This window comes from Pseudomonas sp. TUM25319, assembly GCF_056388475.1.
In genome coordinates, this window is record NZ_CM150751.1 from 3,979,290 (window position 1) to 3,996,366 (window position 17,077).

The 17,077-nt window shown below is 64.3% G+C and carries 12 protein-coding genes; 7 read left to right on the plus strand and 5 right to left on the minus strand.

The window, feature by feature from the left end; all coding sequences use genetic code 11:
• The first annotated feature begins 3 nt into the window (after positions 1-3).
• Positions 4-696, plus strand: coding sequence for a peroxiredoxin-like family protein (locus AC05QJ_RS18430; protein WP_476742728.1), 693 nt, complete (start codon positions 4-6; stop codon positions 694-696).
• A 33-nt stretch (positions 697-729) separates the two neighbouring features.
• Positions 730-2,058, plus strand: a complete 1,329-nt coding sequence (locus tag AC05QJ_RS18435) for an LLM class flavin-dependent oxidoreductase (RefSeq protein WP_476742729.1) — start codon at positions 730-732, stop codon at positions 2,056-2,058.
• 329 nt (positions 2,059-2,387) lie between these two features.
• Here the strand turns inward: AC05QJ_RS18435 and AC05QJ_RS18440 are convergent.
• From AC05QJ_RS18440 to AC05QJ_RS18460, 5 genes are all read right to left on the minus strand, one after another.
• Positions 2,388-3,754 (minus strand): IS3 family transposase gene (locus AC05QJ_RS18440; RefSeq protein WP_476742730.1). Its coding sequence is split into 2 segments (ribosomal slippage): positions 2,388-3,272 and positions 3,275-3,754, totalling 1,365 coding nucleotides; the frame shifts between segments, so codons are not numbered across the junction.
• 184 nt (positions 3,755-3,938) lie between these two features.
• A complete protein-coding gene (locus AC05QJ_RS18445) occupies positions 3,939-5,183 on the minus strand; it encodes an OprD family porin (RefSeq protein WP_476742731.1) in 1,245 nt (414 codons plus the stop codon).
• 88 nt (positions 5,184-5,271) lie between these two features.
• Positions 5,272-6,804, minus strand: a complete 1,533-nt coding sequence (locus AC05QJ_RS18450; RefSeq protein ID WP_476742732.1) for a UxaA family hydrolase — start codon at positions 6,802-6,804, stop codon at positions 5,272-5,274.
• Between the two features lie 65 nt (positions 6,805-6,869).
• A complete protein-coding gene (locus AC05QJ_RS18455) occupies positions 6,870-8,057 on the minus strand; it encodes an L-talarate/galactarate dehydratase (protein WP_476742733.1) in 1,188 nt (395 codons plus the stop codon).
• 18 nt (positions 8,058-8,075) lie between these two features.
• The gene (locus tag AC05QJ_RS18460; protein ID WP_476742734.1) at positions 8,076-9,464 is read right to left on the minus strand and encodes an MFS transporter; all 1,389 of its coding nucleotides are present in this window, start codon (positions 9,462-9,464) and stop codon (positions 8,076-8,078) included.
• 283 nt (positions 9,465-9,747) lie between these two features.
• Here AC05QJ_RS18460 and AC05QJ_RS18465 point away from each other — a divergent pair, with 283 nt between their 5' ends.
• The 5 genes from AC05QJ_RS18465 (at position 9,748) to AC05QJ_RS18485 (ending at position 17,069) form a co-directional block, all read left to right on the plus strand.
• On the plus strand, positions 9,748-10,785 hold the full coding sequence (locus AC05QJ_RS18465; protein ID WP_476742735.1) for a LacI family DNA-binding transcriptional regulator: 1,038 nt from the start codon (positions 9,748-9,750) through the stop codon (positions 10,783-10,785).
• 511 nt (positions 10,786-11,296) lie between these two features.
• Positions 11,297-12,106, plus strand: coding sequence for a class II aldolase/adducin family protein (locus tag AC05QJ_RS18470; RefSeq protein WP_476742736.1), 810 nt, complete (start codon positions 11,297-11,299; stop codon positions 12,104-12,106).
• A 10-nt stretch (positions 12,107-12,116) separates the two neighbouring features.
• Positions 12,117-13,085: an ABC transporter substrate-binding protein gene (locus tag AC05QJ_RS18475; RefSeq protein ID WP_476742737.1), complete on the plus strand. Its 969-nt coding sequence runs from the start codon at positions 12,117-12,119 to the stop codon at positions 13,083-13,085.
• A 177-nt stretch (positions 13,086-13,262) separates the two neighbouring features.
• Positions 13,263-15,698 (plus strand): TonB-dependent receptor plug domain-containing protein, encoded by a 2,436-nt coding sequence (locus tag AC05QJ_RS18480; protein WP_476742738.1) that lies wholly within the window; start codon positions 13,263-13,265, stop codon positions 15,696-15,698.
• 51 nt (positions 15,699-15,749) lie between these two features.
• Positions 15,750-17,069, plus strand: coding sequence for an LLM class flavin-dependent oxidoreductase (locus AC05QJ_RS18485; protein ID WP_476742739.1), 1,320 nt, complete (start codon positions 15,750-15,752; stop codon positions 17,067-17,069).
• Positions 17,070-17,077: the final 8 nt, after the last annotated feature.

The following is a 17,077-nucleotide window of genomic DNA, read 5'->3' on the forward strand; positions in this document are numbered from 1 at the left end:
TTCATGAGCGAATCCGTCAATCACCTGCTGGCCGAGCTGCACGCCGAACGCCAGCGCACCTGGGCCTCCGAAGCCCTGCAAGTCAACATCGACCAGCGCCAGCGCCTGGTCGATGAAGCCAACCCCGAGCGCTTCGTCAAGGCGGGCGATATCGTCGAGCCTTTCGAGCTGCTCAAGGTCGAAGGCGGCAGCCTCGATCTGGATCAGTTGCTCAGCCATGGCCCTGCCGTCCTGGTGTTCTTCCGCTTCGCCGGCTGCCCGGCGTGCAACATCGCCATCCCCTACTACGAACGCAACCTGCAGCCGGCACTGAAGCGGCGCGGCGTGCCGCTGGTAGCGATCAGCCCGCAGGTGCCGGAGCGCCTGAAGGAAATCAAGGACAAGCACTCGCTCACCCTGCAGGTTGCCAGCGACAAGGACAATGTCCTTGGCCGGCGCCTGGGCATTCTCTACAGCTTCGACGAAGCCTCGCGCCAGGCCGCATTGGCCAAGGGGCCTGGTATCGGTGCCATCACCGGCACCGGAACCTGGGAACTGCCGCAACCCACGGTGATCGTGATCGGTCGCGACCACCGCGTGCAGTTCGCCCAGGTCAGCCCCGACTGGCTGGTGCGCAGCGAGGCGCAGCCGATCATCGATGCGGTGGACGCGGCCCTCGATGCCGACAGCCTGCTGGTCCGCCACGCCTGGGCCTGAACCCGCCCCCTTTTCACGACAGGAGTTGAACCCATGAGCACACGGCAACTGCACCTCGGCGCCATCCTCACCGGCGTCGGCACCGACCCGCAGGAATGGCTGGACCCGCAGATTCCCGGCGACGCCAGCATCGACATCGATTGGTACAAGCAGCAGGCGCGGGCGGCCGAAACGGCGAAGTTCGACTTCGCCTTCATCGTCGACAGCCCCTACATCACCCCGGATTCGGCACCACACTTCCTCAACCGCCTGGAACCGCTGACCCTGCTCTCGGCCCTGGCTGGCGCCACCGAGCGCATCGGTCTGGTGGCAACCCTCACCACCTCCTATACCGAGCCCTTCAACGTCGCCCGGCAGTTCGCCTCGCTGGACCAGATCAGCCACGGCCGTGCCGGCTGGAACGTGGTCACCACGGGACTGGAAGGCGCCGCCGGCAACTTCGGTCGCGAGCAGCATATCGACCATGGCGAACGCTATCGTCGCGCCCACGAGCATGTAGCGGTGGTCCAGGGCCTGTGGGATTCCTATGAAGACGACGCCTTCCCGCGGGACAAGGCCAACCGGCGCTTCCTCGACCCGGGCAAGCAGCATCGCCTGGACCATCGCGGCGAATTCTTCTCGGTGACCGGCCCGCTCAATATCTCCCGCTCGGCCCAGGGCCAGCCGGTGATCTTCCAGGCCGGGGTATCCGAGTCTGGACGCGGGCTGGCGGCGCGGATCGCCGAAGGCATCTTTGCCGGCGTCGACAACTTCGAAGACGCCCGCGAGTATTACGCCGATATCAAGCGCCGCGCCAAAGAGGCCGGACGCAATCCCGACCATGTGCTGGTGTTCCCCGGCATCTCGCCGATCATTGCCGACACCGACGAACAGGCCCAGGCCATCCTCAAGGCGCGCACCGGCGAACTGGACCTGAAAAAGGCCCTGGTGCAACTGGGCCGGCCGTTCAACTACCACGACTTCAGCCAGTACGAACTGGACGCCCCCTTCCCCGAACTGGGCGAGCTGGGCAGCAATGGTTATCGCGGGCATGCCGAGAAAATCAAGCGCGTGGCCCGGGAACAGGGCCTGAGTCTGCGTGAAACGGCGCTGCGCTTTGCTCGCCCGTTCACCGGCTTCGCGGGTTCCGCGCTGACCGTGGCCAACGAGATCGAGCGCTGGTTCAAGGAAGGCGCGGTGGACGGTTTCAACGTGCATGTCGGCGCGCCGGCGGCCTTTGCCCGGTTCACCGATGAAGTGTTGCCGATCCTGCGCGAGCGTGGGCTGTTCCGCGGGGATTACCAAGGGCGGACGCTGAGGGATCACCTGGGGCTGGAGGTGCCGATGAATCGGCACAGTGTGAAGACGGCTGAGGTGGCCTGATACCGGGCCTCATCGCTGGCAAGCCAGCTCCCACAGGTCCGATGTATGCAGATCTTGTAGGAGCAACTGTCTTGCTCAAAATCTGAAGGGTTCACATCCCTCGTGGGAGCGGCTTCAGCCCCGAACGGCGGCGCAGCCGTCGTAAAACCTAAGTCCCTGATCCGCCTGACACAACCGGGACACAGGTTTTATGGCCGCTTCGCGCCCGTTCGCGGCTGAAGCCGCAAGGTTCGTGCCGGCAACTGTGCCGGCCGCCATGATGTCATCGCCGGCAAGCTCCCACAGCTGGCTGAGCTGCGCCCCAAAAGTTGGACATTAGGTGCGTAAAGCTACGCGGCCTGGTTTCTGTAAGCCACAGGACTCAGGCCGCCAAGCTTCATTTTGATACGTTCATGGTTGTAATAACGAATGTACTCATCAATCCCAGCACGGAGCTGGTCGATTGTCTTGACGTGTTCCCGGTAGAAATACTCCGCTTTCAACGTGCCAAAAAAGCTCTCCATCGCGGCGTTGTCCAGGCAATTGCCCTTGCGCGACATGCTTTGCTCCAGGCCCGTATCCTTCAAGCGCTGGCGGTAGTCAGGGTATCGGTAGTGCCAACCTTGGTCCGAGTGCAACATCGGTTTGCTGTCAGTCGGGAGTTTCTTCAGTGCACGCTCAAGCATTGTTCCCACCAGGGCATAGCGCGGTCGCGTGTCAGTCTGGTAGGCGACGATTTCCCCGTTGTACAAGTCCAGAATCGGCGAAAGGTAGAGCTTCTCGCCAGCGACCTTGAACTCCGTAACATCTGTCACCCACTTCTGGTTGGGCTGATCAGCCGTAAATTCCCGTTTCAAGATATTGGGTGATGCCTCGTCCATCAGGCCACGGTATGACCTGTATTTCTTGGGTCGCACCGTACATTTGAGGTCCAGTTCGTTCATCAGGCGGCGTACTTTCTTGGTGTTCACCAACTGACCTTCCTGACGCAGAGTCGCGGTGACACGGCGATAGCCATAGCGACCACGGTGATGGTGCTGGATGTCCTGGATCGAGGCTTTCAGCGAGGCACATTTATCCTCAGCTCCGATGGTCTTGAGCTGGTAGTAGTAGGTGGCACGTGCCAAGCCTGCAGCGTCTAGCAGGTCGGCCAGCAAATGACTCGAGTGCAGTTCGGCAATCAGCCGGGCTTTTTCGTGGTGGCTTTCTTCTGCCTGAGTTTGGCCTCGTCTAATTCCTCGAGCTTTTTTAGGTAGGCGTTCTCCGCTTCAAGCTTGCGTATCTTGCGCAGCAGTTGGGCGACCGAGAGCTCCTCGTCAGGTACTACCGAGGTTTCATCGGGCTTGGAGGGCTGCTTGGACATGGTACGAGGCGGTCTCTTCTTCGCTGAAAGCTGGGCTGTAAGCTCGCCACTGTAATACTGCTGCTGCCATCTGCCCAGTTGACTCGAATTACCCAGATTGAACAGCGCTGCGGCAGCACGATGAGACAGTTGTTCATTCAGCATGCGATGAAGCACGGTGAGTTTGAACTGGGCGCTGTGGCGCTGATGAGAGCGTTTGAGGCTGGCCACGCCGTGATGCTGGTAAGCCACGACCCAGCGCCGCAGAAGGGTGGGATCTATTTGAAACTGGCTGGCCACGTGGCGAAACCCCCGGCCTCGCTTGAGGAAGGCCTTGATGGCGGACAGCTTGAACTGCTTGGAATACTTGATCATTTAAAACACCCCGGTGCTGGATGGGTGTCCAACATCCGGGGCGCAGTTCAGGCCGGACGGCGCTCCGCTTGCCAGCGATGAGGCACACCGAGCCTGCACAACACTCCAGGCAAAACAAAGCCGGCAAAAACCTTTGCCGGCCCCACCACCAATGATTGGCGGTCACTCCTCGTACATGACTGGTCTACAGCAGCGGCAGGCTGTAGCTGATAATCAGGCGGTTCTCATCGATATCCCGCTGGTAGTTCGAACGCAGCGCCGCGTTGCGCCACAGCACGTTGACGTTTTTCAAAGGCCCCGACTGCAGCGTATAGCCCAGGTCGGTGTCCCGCTCCCACTCCCGGCCCTCGCCGGCGAAGGTCGCCGGATTGGCGTGGTCACCATGGTTGTAGCGGGTGGAAAAGGTCAGCCCCGGTACACCGACGGCGGCAAAATCGTAAGCGTAACGCACCTGCCAGGTGCGCTCGCCCGGCTCCATGAAATCGGCCGCCATCATGTAGTTGGTCAGATAGGCATCGGTGCCGAGGGGGTACGGCATGGCAGTTGAACCGGACAACCCCTGCCAGGCCACGCCGACGCTATGACCGCCAAGGCTGTAGCTGAGCAGCAGGTTCAGCGTGCGATTGTCCACTCGACCCGCCAGCGCCCGGCCAGTGTCGTCACTGACGAAGTAGCGCGCATCCAGAGCTAGCTTTCCCGCCCCCTGCACCCTGCTGCCGAGCAGGCCGAGGTAATGCTGGCCGTAGACGTCGTCCAGTTCGCCGTACTGGTAGCTGAGCACCAGATCCGGGCTGACGGCATAGTCCACGCCTCCCATGCGGAAATCGTCGACCTCGGGCGCGCCGCTGAAACGACGGTTCTTGTTGACCAGGCTCATGGCCTCGCTGTGGGCGTAATCACGCTTGGTGGTGCGGTCGATCCGGGCGTAGGTGAGGGTCAGGCCGTCCAGTTCCTTCGACGTCAGTACCCCGCCCTGGAAGGTCTGCGGCAGGATGCGACCAGTGCTGGAGGCGATGGTCGGGTATTTGAGCAACTGGGTGCCGACCTTCACTTCGGTTTTCGACACACGCACCTTGGCGGCAACGCCGAACTTGCTGTAGTCGTCCGGGGCGCGGCCATCGTCGCCTACCGGCAGCAGGCCGGTGCCGCTGCGACCGGGCCCGGAGTCGAGCTTGAGGCCGAGCATGCCGAGGGCATCGAGACCGAAGCCGACAGTGCCCAGGGTGTAGCCGGAGCGAAAATCGAGGATGAAGCCCTGGGCCCATTCCTCGCGCCTGGACACGCCGGCATCTTCGCGAAAGTCGCGGTTCAGATAGAAATTCTGTGCTTTGAACGTGGCCTGGCTGTCCTCCAGGAAACCGGCGGCATCCGCCTGGACAGACAGGGAAAGCAGGGTGACGGCAGACAGGATGTTGTTTTTGTTGTGCATGGCTTGTCCGTTGGGCCAGACCCGGGTCCGGCCGTTTCTGTTGGAGGTGTTGATCAGGGCCTCATCGCTGGCAAGCCAGCTCCCACGATCAGGCGAGCACGCCTATCTGCCAGGGACAGAACTCGTCCTCCCCCAGCCCGTTGATTTCACTCCTGGTCCGCTCCCCCGAGGCATGAGCCAGCAGCCGCTCGAAGATTTCCTGGCCCATCTCGGCGATGGTCTTGTCGCCATCGATGATCTGCCCGCAATTGATGTCCATGTCGTCGCTCATGCGCTGGTACATGGGCGAGTTGCTGGCCAGCTTGAAGGTGGGCGCCGGCACCGAGCCGAAGCAGGAACCGCGACCGGTAGTGAAGGCGATCAGGTTGGCGCCGCCGGCAATCTGGCCGGTGGCGGACACCGGGTCGTAGCCGGGAGTATCCATGAACACCAGGCCGCGGGTCGTCACCGGATGGGCGTACTCGTAAACGTCCATCAACGGCGCATTGCCGCCCTTCTTCGCCCCACCCAGGGATTTTTCCAGCACGTTGGCCAGGCCGCCGGCGTTGTTGCCAGGGCTGACCCGGCCGTTGATCTGGGTGTCGCGCCCCCTGTTGTATTCCAGCCACCAGTCGATCCGCGCCACCAGTTTGCGCCCGACCTCCGGGCTCACGGCGCGCGCGGTCAGGGTGTGTTCGACGCCGAAGATTTCCGAGGTTTCGGAAAGAATCGCAGTGCCGCCGTGGCGGACCAGGATGTCCACCGCCGCGCCCAGCGCCGGGTTGGCCGACAGTCCGGAGAAACCATCGCTGCCCCCGCACTGCATGCCGATCATCAGGTGTTCGGCAGACACGGGTTGACGCCGTACCGCATCGGCCCGGGGCAACATGCCCTCGATCAAGGTGATGCCCTGTTCGGTGGCGCTCTTCACGCCGCCGACGTCCTGGATCACCAGTTTCTTCAACATCTCGCCCTCCACCAGCCCTTCCTGCTCGAAGAAGCCATGGATGTTGTTGCGCTCGCATCCCAGGGCGATGACCACGGCACCAACGGTGTTGGGGTGCTTGATATAGCCGGCGATGGTGCGGCGCAGCAGGTCCATGGGCTCGCCGGTCATTTCCATGCCGCAACCGATTTCATGCACGTAGGGCACCACACCGTCGATATGCGGGAAGCCGGCCAGGCGCGAAGCATCGAAGTGGTTGGCGATCTTGCGCGCCACCGTGGCGCCGCAGTTGCCTACCACGAACACGCCGAGGTAATTGCGGGTGGCGACGCGACCACCCTCGCGAACGATGCCCTGGAACGTCGCTCGCTGTGCCGCCGGCAGCAGGTCGGTGGGCACATAGTCGAGGCCGTGGCGATAGTCACGCTCGGTGTCGCCGAAGGCGATGTTGTGGCTGTGCATCCAGGTGCCGGGCGCCAGGTCTTCGGCGGCGTAGCCGATCACGGTGTTGTACTTGAGCACGGCCTCGCCCCTGGCGATGGCACGGGCGGCGATCTTGTGCCCGAGGGGCACCGCTTGTTGCGTGGTAATGCCTTCACCGGGAATGGGAGTGCCGGCGGGAATCTCGAGGCGGGCGACGACGACATTGTCGGCGGCATCGAGGCGAATGACGGGGCTGACTTCACGGTGGCTCATGATCTGTTTTCCTGTGGGGTGACACGCATGGCGGCGGCGGCAGAAGCACCGCCGCCATGGAAGACTCAGGGACGCTTGCCGAATTCGACGCTGTGCTGGGTCCAGGCCAGGGCCTGCTCGCTGAGACTGAAACCGAGCCCCGGACGGTTGGGCACCCACATACGGCCGTTACGCAGCTCCAACCGCTCGTTGAACAGCGGCTCCAGCCACTCGAAATGCTCCAGCCACGGCTCCTGCGGGTAGGCTGCCGCCAGGTGCAGGTGGATTTCCATGGCGAAATGCGGCGCCAGCTTCAAGCCCTGGTAGCTGGCCAGGCCCATGATCTGCAGGAATGGCGTGATACCACCGACGCGAGGGGCGTCCGGCTGGACGAAATCGCAACCGTTGGCGCGGATCAACCGTGCGTGCTCGTCAAAGCTGGTGAGCATCTCGCCGGTGGCGATGGCGGTATCGAGCGATGTGGCCAGGGCGGCGTGGCCTTCGACATCGGCGCTGTCCAGCGGCTCCTCGATCCAGGTCAGGTCGAACTGTTCCAGCTTGCGGCAGAAGCGCTGGGCGGTGACCCGGTCCCATTGCTGGTTGGCATCGACCATCAGCGGGAAGCTATCGCCGAGGCGTTCACGCACGGCCTGCACGCGCTTGAAGTCGATACCGGTGTCAGGCTGGCCGACCTTGATCTTGATCCCGCCGATGCCGTTGGCGCGAGAGCTGTCGACGTTGTCCAGCACCGCTTCCAGTGGCGTCGACAGGTAGCCGCCGGAGGTGTTGTAGCACTGTACCGAGTCGCGATGGGCACCGAGCAGCTTGGCCAGCGGCAGGCCGGCGCGCTTGGCCTTGAGGTCCCACAGGGCGATGTCGAACGGGGCGATGGCCTGGGTGGTCAGGCCGCTGCGGCCCATGGACGCGCCAGCCCACAGCAGCTTGTTGAACAGCCTGGCGATGTCGTTGGGGTCTTCGCCCAGCAACACCGGGGCGAGCTCCTGGGCGTGGGCATACATGCCCGGGCCACCGGCGCGCTTGGAGTAGCCGAAGCCGATGCCTTCGTGACCTTCGCGGGTGCGGATCTCGGCGAAGATGAAGGCGATTTCGGTCAGCGGTTTCTGCCGGCCGGTGAGCACCTTGGCGTCACTGATCGGTGCACCCAGCGGCAGCACGGTGTAGGACAGCCTGATCCAGGCAATACTGTCGGTGGTGGCTTCGCCGGGTTGCAGGGCGGCGATCTTCGGGTCGATATAAACGTTGCTTTCGATCATGGATACAGTCCTTTCGAATCACTGGGCGTTGGAAGTTTTCTTGCCGGTCAGGTCGGTCAGTTGCAGGCGCTGGATCTTGCCGACGATGAACAGGTAGGAGAACGCGGCGAGCAGGCCGTGGGCGCCGACGTAGAACAGCGCGCTGGTGAAGGAGCCGCTGGAATGCAGCAGGTAGCCGATCACCACCGGGGTGACGATGCCGGCGGTGTTGCCCAGGGCGTTGAACACGCCGCCGGTCATGCCGACCATCTCCCGTGGCGCGGTGTCGGCCACCACGCTGAAGCCGAGGTTGCCGAAGCCCTTGCCGAAGAACGCCAGGCTCATCACCGCGATCACCAGCCATTGGGCATCGACGTAGTTGCACAGCATCATGGTCGAGCTGAGCAGCACACCGGTGATGATCGGTGTCTTGCGGGCGATGCTCAGGGAGTTGGTGCGACGCAGCAGGTAATCGGAGAAGAAACCCGAGGACACCGCGCCGATCAGCCCGCACAGCGCCGGGATCGAGGCCACCAGACCGGCCTGGAGGATGTCGAAGCCGCGCTCCTTGACCAGGTAGATCGGGAACCAGGTGACGTAGAACCAGGTCACCGCGCTGACGCAGTACTGGCTGATGAACATGCCCAGCAGCATGCGGCTCTTGAACAGCACACCGATTTCGGCCAGGGAGCTGCGACGCTTGTCCCTGGGCAGTGCCGCCTGGCCTTCCAGATCCACCAGGGCCTCGCCCTTGCGCAGGTAGTCCAGCTCCTCGGCGTTCATCTTCGGGTGGTTGACCGGCAGGTAGTAGTGCTTCCACCAGATCGCGGCGATGCCCAGGCCTACGATACCCATGACGATGAACACCCACTCCCAGCCGAAGGCGTAGCAGAGCCAGCCCATGAAGGGGGTGAAGAAGGCCAGGGAAATGTACTGCGCGCTGTTGAAGATGGCGCCGGCCATGCCCCGCTCGGCGGACGGGAACCAGGACGCGATCACCCGCGTGGATGCAGGCCCCACTGGCGCCTCGGCCACACCCAGCAGGAAGCGCAGGGCCAGCAGCAGCGGCACGATCATGCCGACGAAGTGCACCAGGCCCATGCATACGGTGAACACCGACCAGACACAGATAGCCAGGGCCATGGTCTTTTTCGAGCCGAAGCGGTCGCTGAGCCAGCCGGAGGGAATCAGAAAGATCACGTAGGCCCAACTGAAGATGGAAAACAGGTAGCCCATCTCCACCGAGCTGATGCCCAGCTCCTTGCTCATGTCGGAGCCGGCCACCGACAGTGCGGCACGGTCGCCGCTGGACAGGGCCAGCACCAGGGTAATCAGGGCCAGGATCAGATAGCGGTAACGGGTGGCGCTGGCCGACGCGGCAACGGCACCGACGGCGGGGCCGGTGGCGAAGGTGTCAGGATTGTTCATCGCGAGTGCCTCATTGTTTTTATAGGGTTCGCGCAGGGCCTTCCGGACGGCGCCCGCTTGGTTCTGGCGGATCGCAGGTCACGGTAGCAACCTGCCTCCAACCAATGACAGCGTTATCAAATGACAGCGCTGTCATTAATCCTAGGCGCCGCCGTTGCTGCATTGCAAATCAGAGAATGCGCCTGATTCCCATAGGTTGGGACAGCCTAGCGACACGAGGAAAAAGGCTGCCGTTGCGGTAGAATCCGCCGATCCGCTCCATCCTCCTGTCTTGAGGCTTCGCATGCTGGAAATACCCGCCGACACCGCAGGCCCGAAACCCGGACCTGTCGCGCCCGCCACCCTCGATGACGTGGCGAAGATGGCCAAGGTCTCGCCCATCACCGTGTCGCGGGTGATCAACCGGCCCGAGCTGGTCTCGGAAAAGACTGCGAAAAAGGTGCGCACCGCCATCCGCAAGACCGGCTACGTGCCCAATCTGCTGGCCGGTGCCCTGGTGTCCCAGCGCAGCCGGCTGGTCATCGTCGTAGTCCCCAACATCGCCAACCGCGCCTTCGTCGATACCATCACCCAGCTTGGTCAGCGTCTGGCGGCGGCACGCTATCAACTGCTGCTGAGCCAGTCCGACCTCTCCCCGGCGCGCGAGTCCGAATTGATCGACGCCATTCTCGCCCGTCGCCCCGACGGCATCGTCCTCACCCGCCGCCTGCAGAGCGCCGCCGCCCGGGAAAAGCTCATCGCCCGTGGCGTGCCGGTGATCGAGACCTGGGAACTGGCGCCGGAGCCGATCGACACTGTGGTCGGCTTCTCCCACGAGGCGGTAGGCCAGGCCATGGCCAGGCACATCGTCGAACGCGGGCATCGTCGCATCGGCCTGGTGTGGAGTGACGACGACCGCGCCACCCGCCGCCGCCAGGCCTGCGCCGAAACGCTGGAACAGGCCGGACTGGAGATCGTTGGCTGCGAGCTGGAAGCGGTGCCGGTGAACATGGGACATGGGCGTGAAGCCATGGCCCGTTTGCTGGCCAGTGGCGTGGCAATGGACGCAGTGATCTGCAGCATCGACCTGCTGGCCCAGGGCGTGATGGCCGAGGCCCAGTCCCGCGGGTTGCGGGTTCCTCAGGACCTGGCAGTGATGGGCTTCGGCAACCTGGAGTTCGCCGCCCACACCCACCCGCGACTGAGTACGGTGAATGTGGATGGCGGACGGATCGGGCTGCGCACGGCGGAACTGCTGTTGCAGCGGATCGAGGGCGGCCTCGGGCGCGGGCAGCAGGTGGAGGATGTGGGGTTCGAACTGGTGGTGCGTGAGAGTACCTGAGCTGGAGGTTGGTCTTTCGGACCTGATCGCTGGCAACGCCAGCGCCTACAGCGGAGGGCGGAAAATGGGGTTTGAAATGTCGTATTCCGCTACGTACCGGACAACTGTATCGGCTGCAATGACTCCATCGCCGGCAAGCCGGCTCCCCCATTGTGGGAGCGGCTTCAGCCGCGATTGGCCGCGCAGCGGCCATAAAACCGGAACCCGAGGTGTAGCAGTGCGACTGGGGATTCAGGTTTTACGACGGCTTCGCCGCCGTTCGCGGCTGAAGCCACTCCCGCAGCAGAATGTGCACCCTTACAGATCGCGGCCAAGAAAGTTGCTCCTACAAGCCGACAGCGCAAAAAATGCAATTATTAAATAATCAAAAGAATTTTTATTCTGAAAAATAATAATAAAAATAGATCGAAACGGTATTTCTTACCGCCCCCGCCCCCTTGTTACAGTCCCCCTCAGACCCGACCCCTCGCACGGTGGAGGCCCCCGACCCATTCGCCTGCGAGTACGCCCGATGAGCCACAGCATTACCTCACTGCCCCACCACAACCACCGCCTGCAACTGAGCGCCCCGCCCGTTCACGCCGATCCCCTTGCCGAACGCCTGCACCGCAAGCAGCGCCTCGCGGCCTCGTACCGCCTGTTCGCCGAACTGGGTTTCGAAGTGGGTCTGGCCGGGCATTTCACCGCCCGCGACCCGATCGAGACCGACCATTACTGGATCAACCCGCTGGGCGTGCCCTTCTCCCGCATCCGCACCCGCGACCTGCTGCGGGTCGACGGCCACGGCCAGGTGGTGGAAGGCGACGGCCTGCTCAACACCAGCGCCCTGGAGCTTCACTACGAGCTGCAACGGGCCCGCCCGGAGGTGGTGGGCATTGCTCACCTGCACGGTTTCCATGGCCGGGTCTGGTCGTCGCTGGGGCAGTTGTTCCAGCCGATTACCGCCGAATCCTCGGCCTTCGTTGGTGAGCAGGTGCTGTTCGACCGCCACGCCCTGCGCAACGCCGACGGCGGCCTGCTGCAGGACCGCGACGCCCTGGCCCGGGCCTTCGTCGAGACCTTCGCCGACAACAACCTGCTGGTGTGGCAGAACCACGGCCTGTGGACCACCGGCCAGAGCGTGGAAAGCGCGGCGTGGCGCTTCATCCTCGCCGATGACACCGCCCGCGCCCATCTGCTCGCCTACTCGGCCGGTCAGCCACGCATCCCGGACCTCGGCGAAGACCCGTTCAATCCGCCACAGCGCGAGCTGTTCGGCTGGCTGAACTTCCTGCCGCTGTGGGATCGCATCGTCCAGCAACAACCTGATCTGCTGGACTGAGGCCGCCACCATGGCGTTTTCTCTCGACCGTCGCGCCTTCCTGCGCCACAGCGCCCTCGCCGGCCTCGCCGCTGGCCTGGCGCCGATGCTGGCGAACGCCGGTGACCCGCTGCGGGTCTGGCGCTACAAGGGCCAGGCCGCGAGCTTCCTGGCTGACGCCGGGCAGGCCGCCACGCCCTACCCGCTGGAATGGGTGGACATTCCCGGCGGCGCCATGGTGCTCGAAGCCTTCGCCAGCGACAGCCTCGACTACGCCTTCATGAGCCCGGTGTTGCCGCTGTTCGCCCATGCCGCCGGCAACCCGCTGGTGTTGATCGCCAGCTACCAGGGCGAACAGAACCGCAGCAGCCTGATCGTCAAGCGCGACAGTGGCATCGCCTCGATCGCCGACCTCAGGGGCAAGCGCGTGAGCTTCGTCCGTGCCACCGATACCCATTACCTGATCCTCAATCTGCTGCGGGACAACGGCATGAGCCTCGCCGATATCCAGCCACGGGCGATGCCGGCGCGGGACGCGCTGGTGGCGTTCCAGAACGGCCATGTCGACGCCATCGTCGCCGGCGGCATCGGCGCGCTGCAGGCGCAGACCGGCATGGACGGCGTGGTGCTGGCCGACGCCAGTCGCTATCACTGCGGCAATTACCTGATCGCCACCACCGCCCGAGTGCTGCAGCAACCCGGCAAGCAGGCCGCCATCGGTGATTTCCTGCGCCGGGAAAAAGCCACCTGGGACTGGGTCGAACACAACCCCCAGGCCTGGGCCAAACGCAACGAATCCCTCACCGGGATTTCCCGGACGCTCTACCTGCAACAGTTCAACCAGCGCCAGCGCCCGTGCCGGCTGCTGCCGGTGAGCGAGGCCGACATCCTCGCCCAGCAGCGCATCGCCGACCTGTTCCGCGACAGTGGCCTGATCCGCCAGGCGCCGGACGTGCGCGGGTTCTGGGACGAGCGCTTCAACCCCCTGCTCAGCGGCTAGGGACCAGCCGCAGCACAACGCACCGGCGCGCGCCGGACGACCAACAGGCACGCCAGCCACGCAAGCAACGGACCTTGCGCGGGCCCGGCTGCGCCTGTGATGCGTGAAACACCCTATGAGAGCCCGTTCGATCGCACATCCAGGGCCTGACCTGCCAATCGAACCCAAGGAACAACCATGAAGTCTGTGTTCACCCCGTTATCGCTGGCACCGGCGCTGTTCGCCGGTTACCTGCTCACCCCGCTGGCCATCGCCGCGGAGAAAGACACCGCCCTCGACACGGTGATCGTCACCGGCTCGCGGGGCAGTGAAGTGCGTACCGTCACCAGCAGCCCGGCGCCGATCGATGTGATCGACAGCAGCCAACTGGAAAAAACCGGTGAATCGAGCCTGCGCGGCGCCCTGCAGAAGGCCCTGCCGTCGTTCTCCCAGCGCCCCTCCGGCACCTCCAACGACAGCATCGCCCGCCCCTACAGCCTGCGCGGCCTCAACGGCTCCAACGTGCTGGTATTGGTCAACGGCAAGCGCCGCCACAACAGCGCGGTGATCAACCTCGATTCCACCGCCGCCTACGGCACCAACCCGGTGGACCTGGACCTGATCCCCATCAGCGCCATCGACCATGTCGAGGTGCTGCGCGACGGCGCCTCGGCGCAATACGGCTCCGACGCCATCGCCGGGGTGATCAACATCATTCTCAAGCAGAAGGACAACGGCGGCTCGGTCAGCACCCAGTACGGCGAGTATTACAAGGGCGACGGCGGCAACCTGCGCCAGACCCTCAACCAGGGCCTGGCCCTGGGCGACAGTGGCGGCTTCTTCAACTACGCGCTGGACGCCAAGTCGGTGCAGACCGCCACCCGCTCCCGCGAGGCCACCGGCAACCTGTATTTTGCCGGCGACCCGCGCAACGCCACCGCCGACCGCGAAGTGCAGAAAAACGGCCTGCCGAAGATCAAGGCCATCAACCTGTCCTACAACGCCGAACTGCCGGTGAACGACGACCTGACCCTGTATTCGTTCTCCACCTACAGCAAGCGCGATGCCCGGGGCGGGCAGAACTACCGCCGGCCCAACTCCACCAACATCATTCCCGAGATCTACCCCGACGGCACGGCGCCCTTCTACACACTGGAAGAAACCGACTACCAGGCCGCCGTCGGCGGCAAGGGCGAGATCGCCGACTGGCACTGGGACCTCAGCTCCACCTTCGGCCGCGACAAAGGCCAGGCCGGCGCCGACGAAACCCTCAACGCCTCCCTCGGCCCGTCCAGCCCGACCCGCTTCGACACCTACACCAACTACTTCGACCAGTGGACCAGCAACCTCGACCTGACCCGCGCCTTCGAGGTGGGCCTTGCCAAGCCGCTGCAAGTGTCCTGGGGCCTGGAGCATCGCCACGAGCGCTACAAGACCGAGTCGGACGACCCGCTCTCGTACATCAATGGCGGCTATATCTACCCCAGCGGTCCGTTGGCCGGACAACCCGGTTCCGTGGGCGCCCAGGGCGCGATCACCCTCACCCCCGAGGACGAAGGCCAGCTCAGCCGCAACAGCTACGCCAGCTATGTCGACCTGGGCCTCAACCCCACGGAAAAGCTCTGGATCGGCGTGGCCGGACGCTTCGAGAAATACGACGACAGCAGCGGCAACACCCGCAGCGGCAAGTTCTCCGCGCGCTACGACTTCACCCCGACCTTCGCCCTGCGCGGGACGATCAGCAACGGCTTCCGCGCACCGTCGCTGTCGCAGTCGGTGTATGCCCAGACCGCCAACCAGTACACCACGGTCAACGGCGTGGCGCAGTTCGTCGAAGCCAAGACCGCACGGGTCGATTCCGCCCTGGCCCGCGCCCTCGGCGCCGAAGACCTGACCCCGGAGAAATCGCGCAACATCAGCCTCGGCCTGACCTGGCAACCGTTGCCAAACGCCAGCGTGACCCTCGACGCCTACCAGATCGAGATCCGCGACCGTATCGCCCTCACCGGCTTCCTCTACGGCAACGGTGTCGACCAGGCGCTGGTCGCCAACGGCTACAAGCCCGGCTACCGCATCAAGTACTTCACCAACGCCGCCGACACCACCACCCGCGGCATCGACCTGGTGGCCGACTACCGGGTCGACTACGGCCAATTCGGCCGGGTCAAGTACGGCGTCGGCTTCAACTACAACAAGACCGAGATCGACGACATCAAGGAAACCCCGGCCGCCCTCAAGGCCGCCGGCAACAACCTGGAACTGTTCGACCGCGTCGCCCAGGGCTACCTCACCGTGGCCAACCCCAAGACCAAGCTGATCCTCAGCGCCAACTGGCAGATCGACCGCTTCACCATCAATGCCGGCCTGACCCGCTACGACAAGGTGGTCGCCCTCGACGCCAACCCCAACTACGACGTGACCTACGGCGCCAAGTGGCTGACCGACCTGGAAGTGGCCTACGCCCTGACCGACAACTTCGATATCGCCGTGGGCGCCAACAACCTGTTCGACGTTCGCGCTGATAACAATGCGTTCCCGGCCGGTGACGTCAACGGCTTCCCGAAATTCGGCTCGATCTCGCCGTTCGATCCGTACGGCGGCTTCTGGTACACCCGCATCGCCTACAACTTCTGACCCCACCGACCACCGCGCCCGCCGTCGTCGGCGGGCGCCAGGAGCCTCACCATGAGCCAAGGCCAGTTCGTACTCGGCGCCTTTATCCCCGGTACTCTCAGCGGCAGCGCCTGGCGCTTGCCGGAAGCACCGCTGGACACCTTCAAGAGCCTGGAGCACTACCAGTACATCGCCCGCAAGCTGGAAGCCGGACGCTTCCACTCGCTGTTCTTCAACGACACCCTCGACGTCAAGCTCGACCTGGCCGTGCAGCGCGGCCCCAACAGCGTGCGCTGGGATCCGCTGATCCTCGCCCCGGCGCTGGCCGCCAGCACCCGCCATATCGGCCTGATCGCCACCGCCAGCACCACCTACGACGAGCCCTACAACGTGGCACGCAAATATGCGGCCCTGGACCACCTCAGCGGCGGTCGCGCCGGCTGGAACCTGGTGACGTCACTGGGCGGCGGCGAGAACTTCAACCGCCAGGACCATGTCGAGCACGACGACCGCTACGCCCGCGCCGAAGAGTTCTACGACGTGGTCAGCGGGCTGTGGGACAGCTGGGCCGACGATGCCTTCGTCCAGGACAAGGCCAGCGGCACCTGGCTGGATATCGACAAGCTGCATGTTCTCGATTACCAGGGCGAGCACTTCCAGGTCCGCGGTCCGCTCAACGTCGCGCGTTCGCCCCAGGGCCATCCGGTGGTCGCCCAGGCCGGCGCCTCGGTGGCGGGCAAGCGCCTGGCGGCGCGGGTCGGTGAACTGATCTTCACGGCCCAGCACACGATCGAGCAGGGCCTCGCCTTCTACGACGAAACCAAGGCGGCCGCCGCCGCGTTTGGCCGGGGCGCCAATGAGCTGAAGATCCTTCCCGGCGTCTCGCCCGTGGTTGGCAAGACCCTCGCCGAAGCCCAGGCCAAGTACGACCGCCAACAGGAACTGCTGGAGCCCAAGGCGTTTCTCAGTTCGATTTCGAAGTTCGTCAGCCTCGGCTACGACCTCTCCGAACTGCCGTTCGACGAGATCGTGCCACTGCCACCGGAAGCGTTTACCACCAATACCCACCAGAGCCGGCAGAAGCTGGTGTTCGACCTGATCCGCCGCGAGCGCCCGACCGTGCGCCAGTTGTTCAACCAACTGACGTCCGGCGGCCACCGCATCCTCATCGGCACACCCCAGAGCATCGCCGACGACCTCCAGGCCTGGTTCGAAGCCGGCGCCGCCGACGGTTTCAACATCATGTTCAGCGGCCTGCATTCGGCCATCGACGACTTCGTCGACGGTGTGGTGCCAGAGCTGCAACGCCGCGGCCTGTTCCAGCGCGAGTACGCCGGCAGCACCCTGCGGGAAAACCTCGGCCTGCCCTATCGCACCAACCGCTTTTTCTAAGGAGCGCC

Bases quoted from the DNA above. Each gene is read 5' to 3' on its own strand.
- AC05QJ_RS18480 (WP_476742738.1), top strand. From the start codon at position 13,263: ATGAAGTCTGTGTTCACCCCGTTATCGCTGGCACCGGCGCTGTTCGCC.
- AC05QJ_RS18465 (WP_476742735.1), top strand. From the start codon at position 9,748: ATGCTGGAAATACCCGCCGACACCGCAGGCCCGAAACCCGGACCTGTC.
- AC05QJ_RS18455 (WP_476742733.1), bottom strand. From the start codon at position 8,057: ATGATCGAAAGCAACGTTTATATCGACCCGAAGATCGCCGCCCTGCAA.
- AC05QJ_RS18435 (WP_476742729.1), top strand. From the start codon at position 730: ATGAGCACACGGCAACTGCACCTCGGCGCCATCCTCACCGGCGTCGGC.
- AC05QJ_RS18460 (WP_476742734.1), bottom strand. From the start codon at position 9,464: ATGAACAATCCTGACACCTTCGCCACCGGCCCCGCCGTCGGTGCCGTT.
- AC05QJ_RS18430 (WP_476742728.1), top strand. From the start codon at position 4: ATGAGCGAATCCGTCAATCACCTGCTGGCCGAGCTGCACGCCGAACGC.
- AC05QJ_RS18475 (WP_476742737.1), top strand. From the start codon at position 12,117: ATGGCGTTTTCTCTCGACCGTCGCGCCTTCCTGCGCCACAGCGCCCTC.
- AC05QJ_RS18470 (WP_476742736.1), top strand. From the start codon at position 11,297: ATGAGCCACAGCATTACCTCACTGCCCCACCACAACCACCGCCTGCAA.
- AC05QJ_RS18445 (WP_476742731.1), bottom strand. From the start codon at position 5,183: ATGCACAACAAAAACAACATCCTGTCTGCCGTCACCCTGCTTTCCCTG.
- AC05QJ_RS18485 (WP_476742739.1), top strand. From the start codon at position 15,750: ATGAGCCAAGGCCAGTTCGTACTCGGCGCCTTTATCCCCGGTACTCTC.
- AC05QJ_RS18450 (WP_476742732.1), bottom strand. From the start codon at position 6,804: ATGAGCCACCGTGAAGTCAGCCCCGTCATTCGCCTCGATGCCGCCGAC.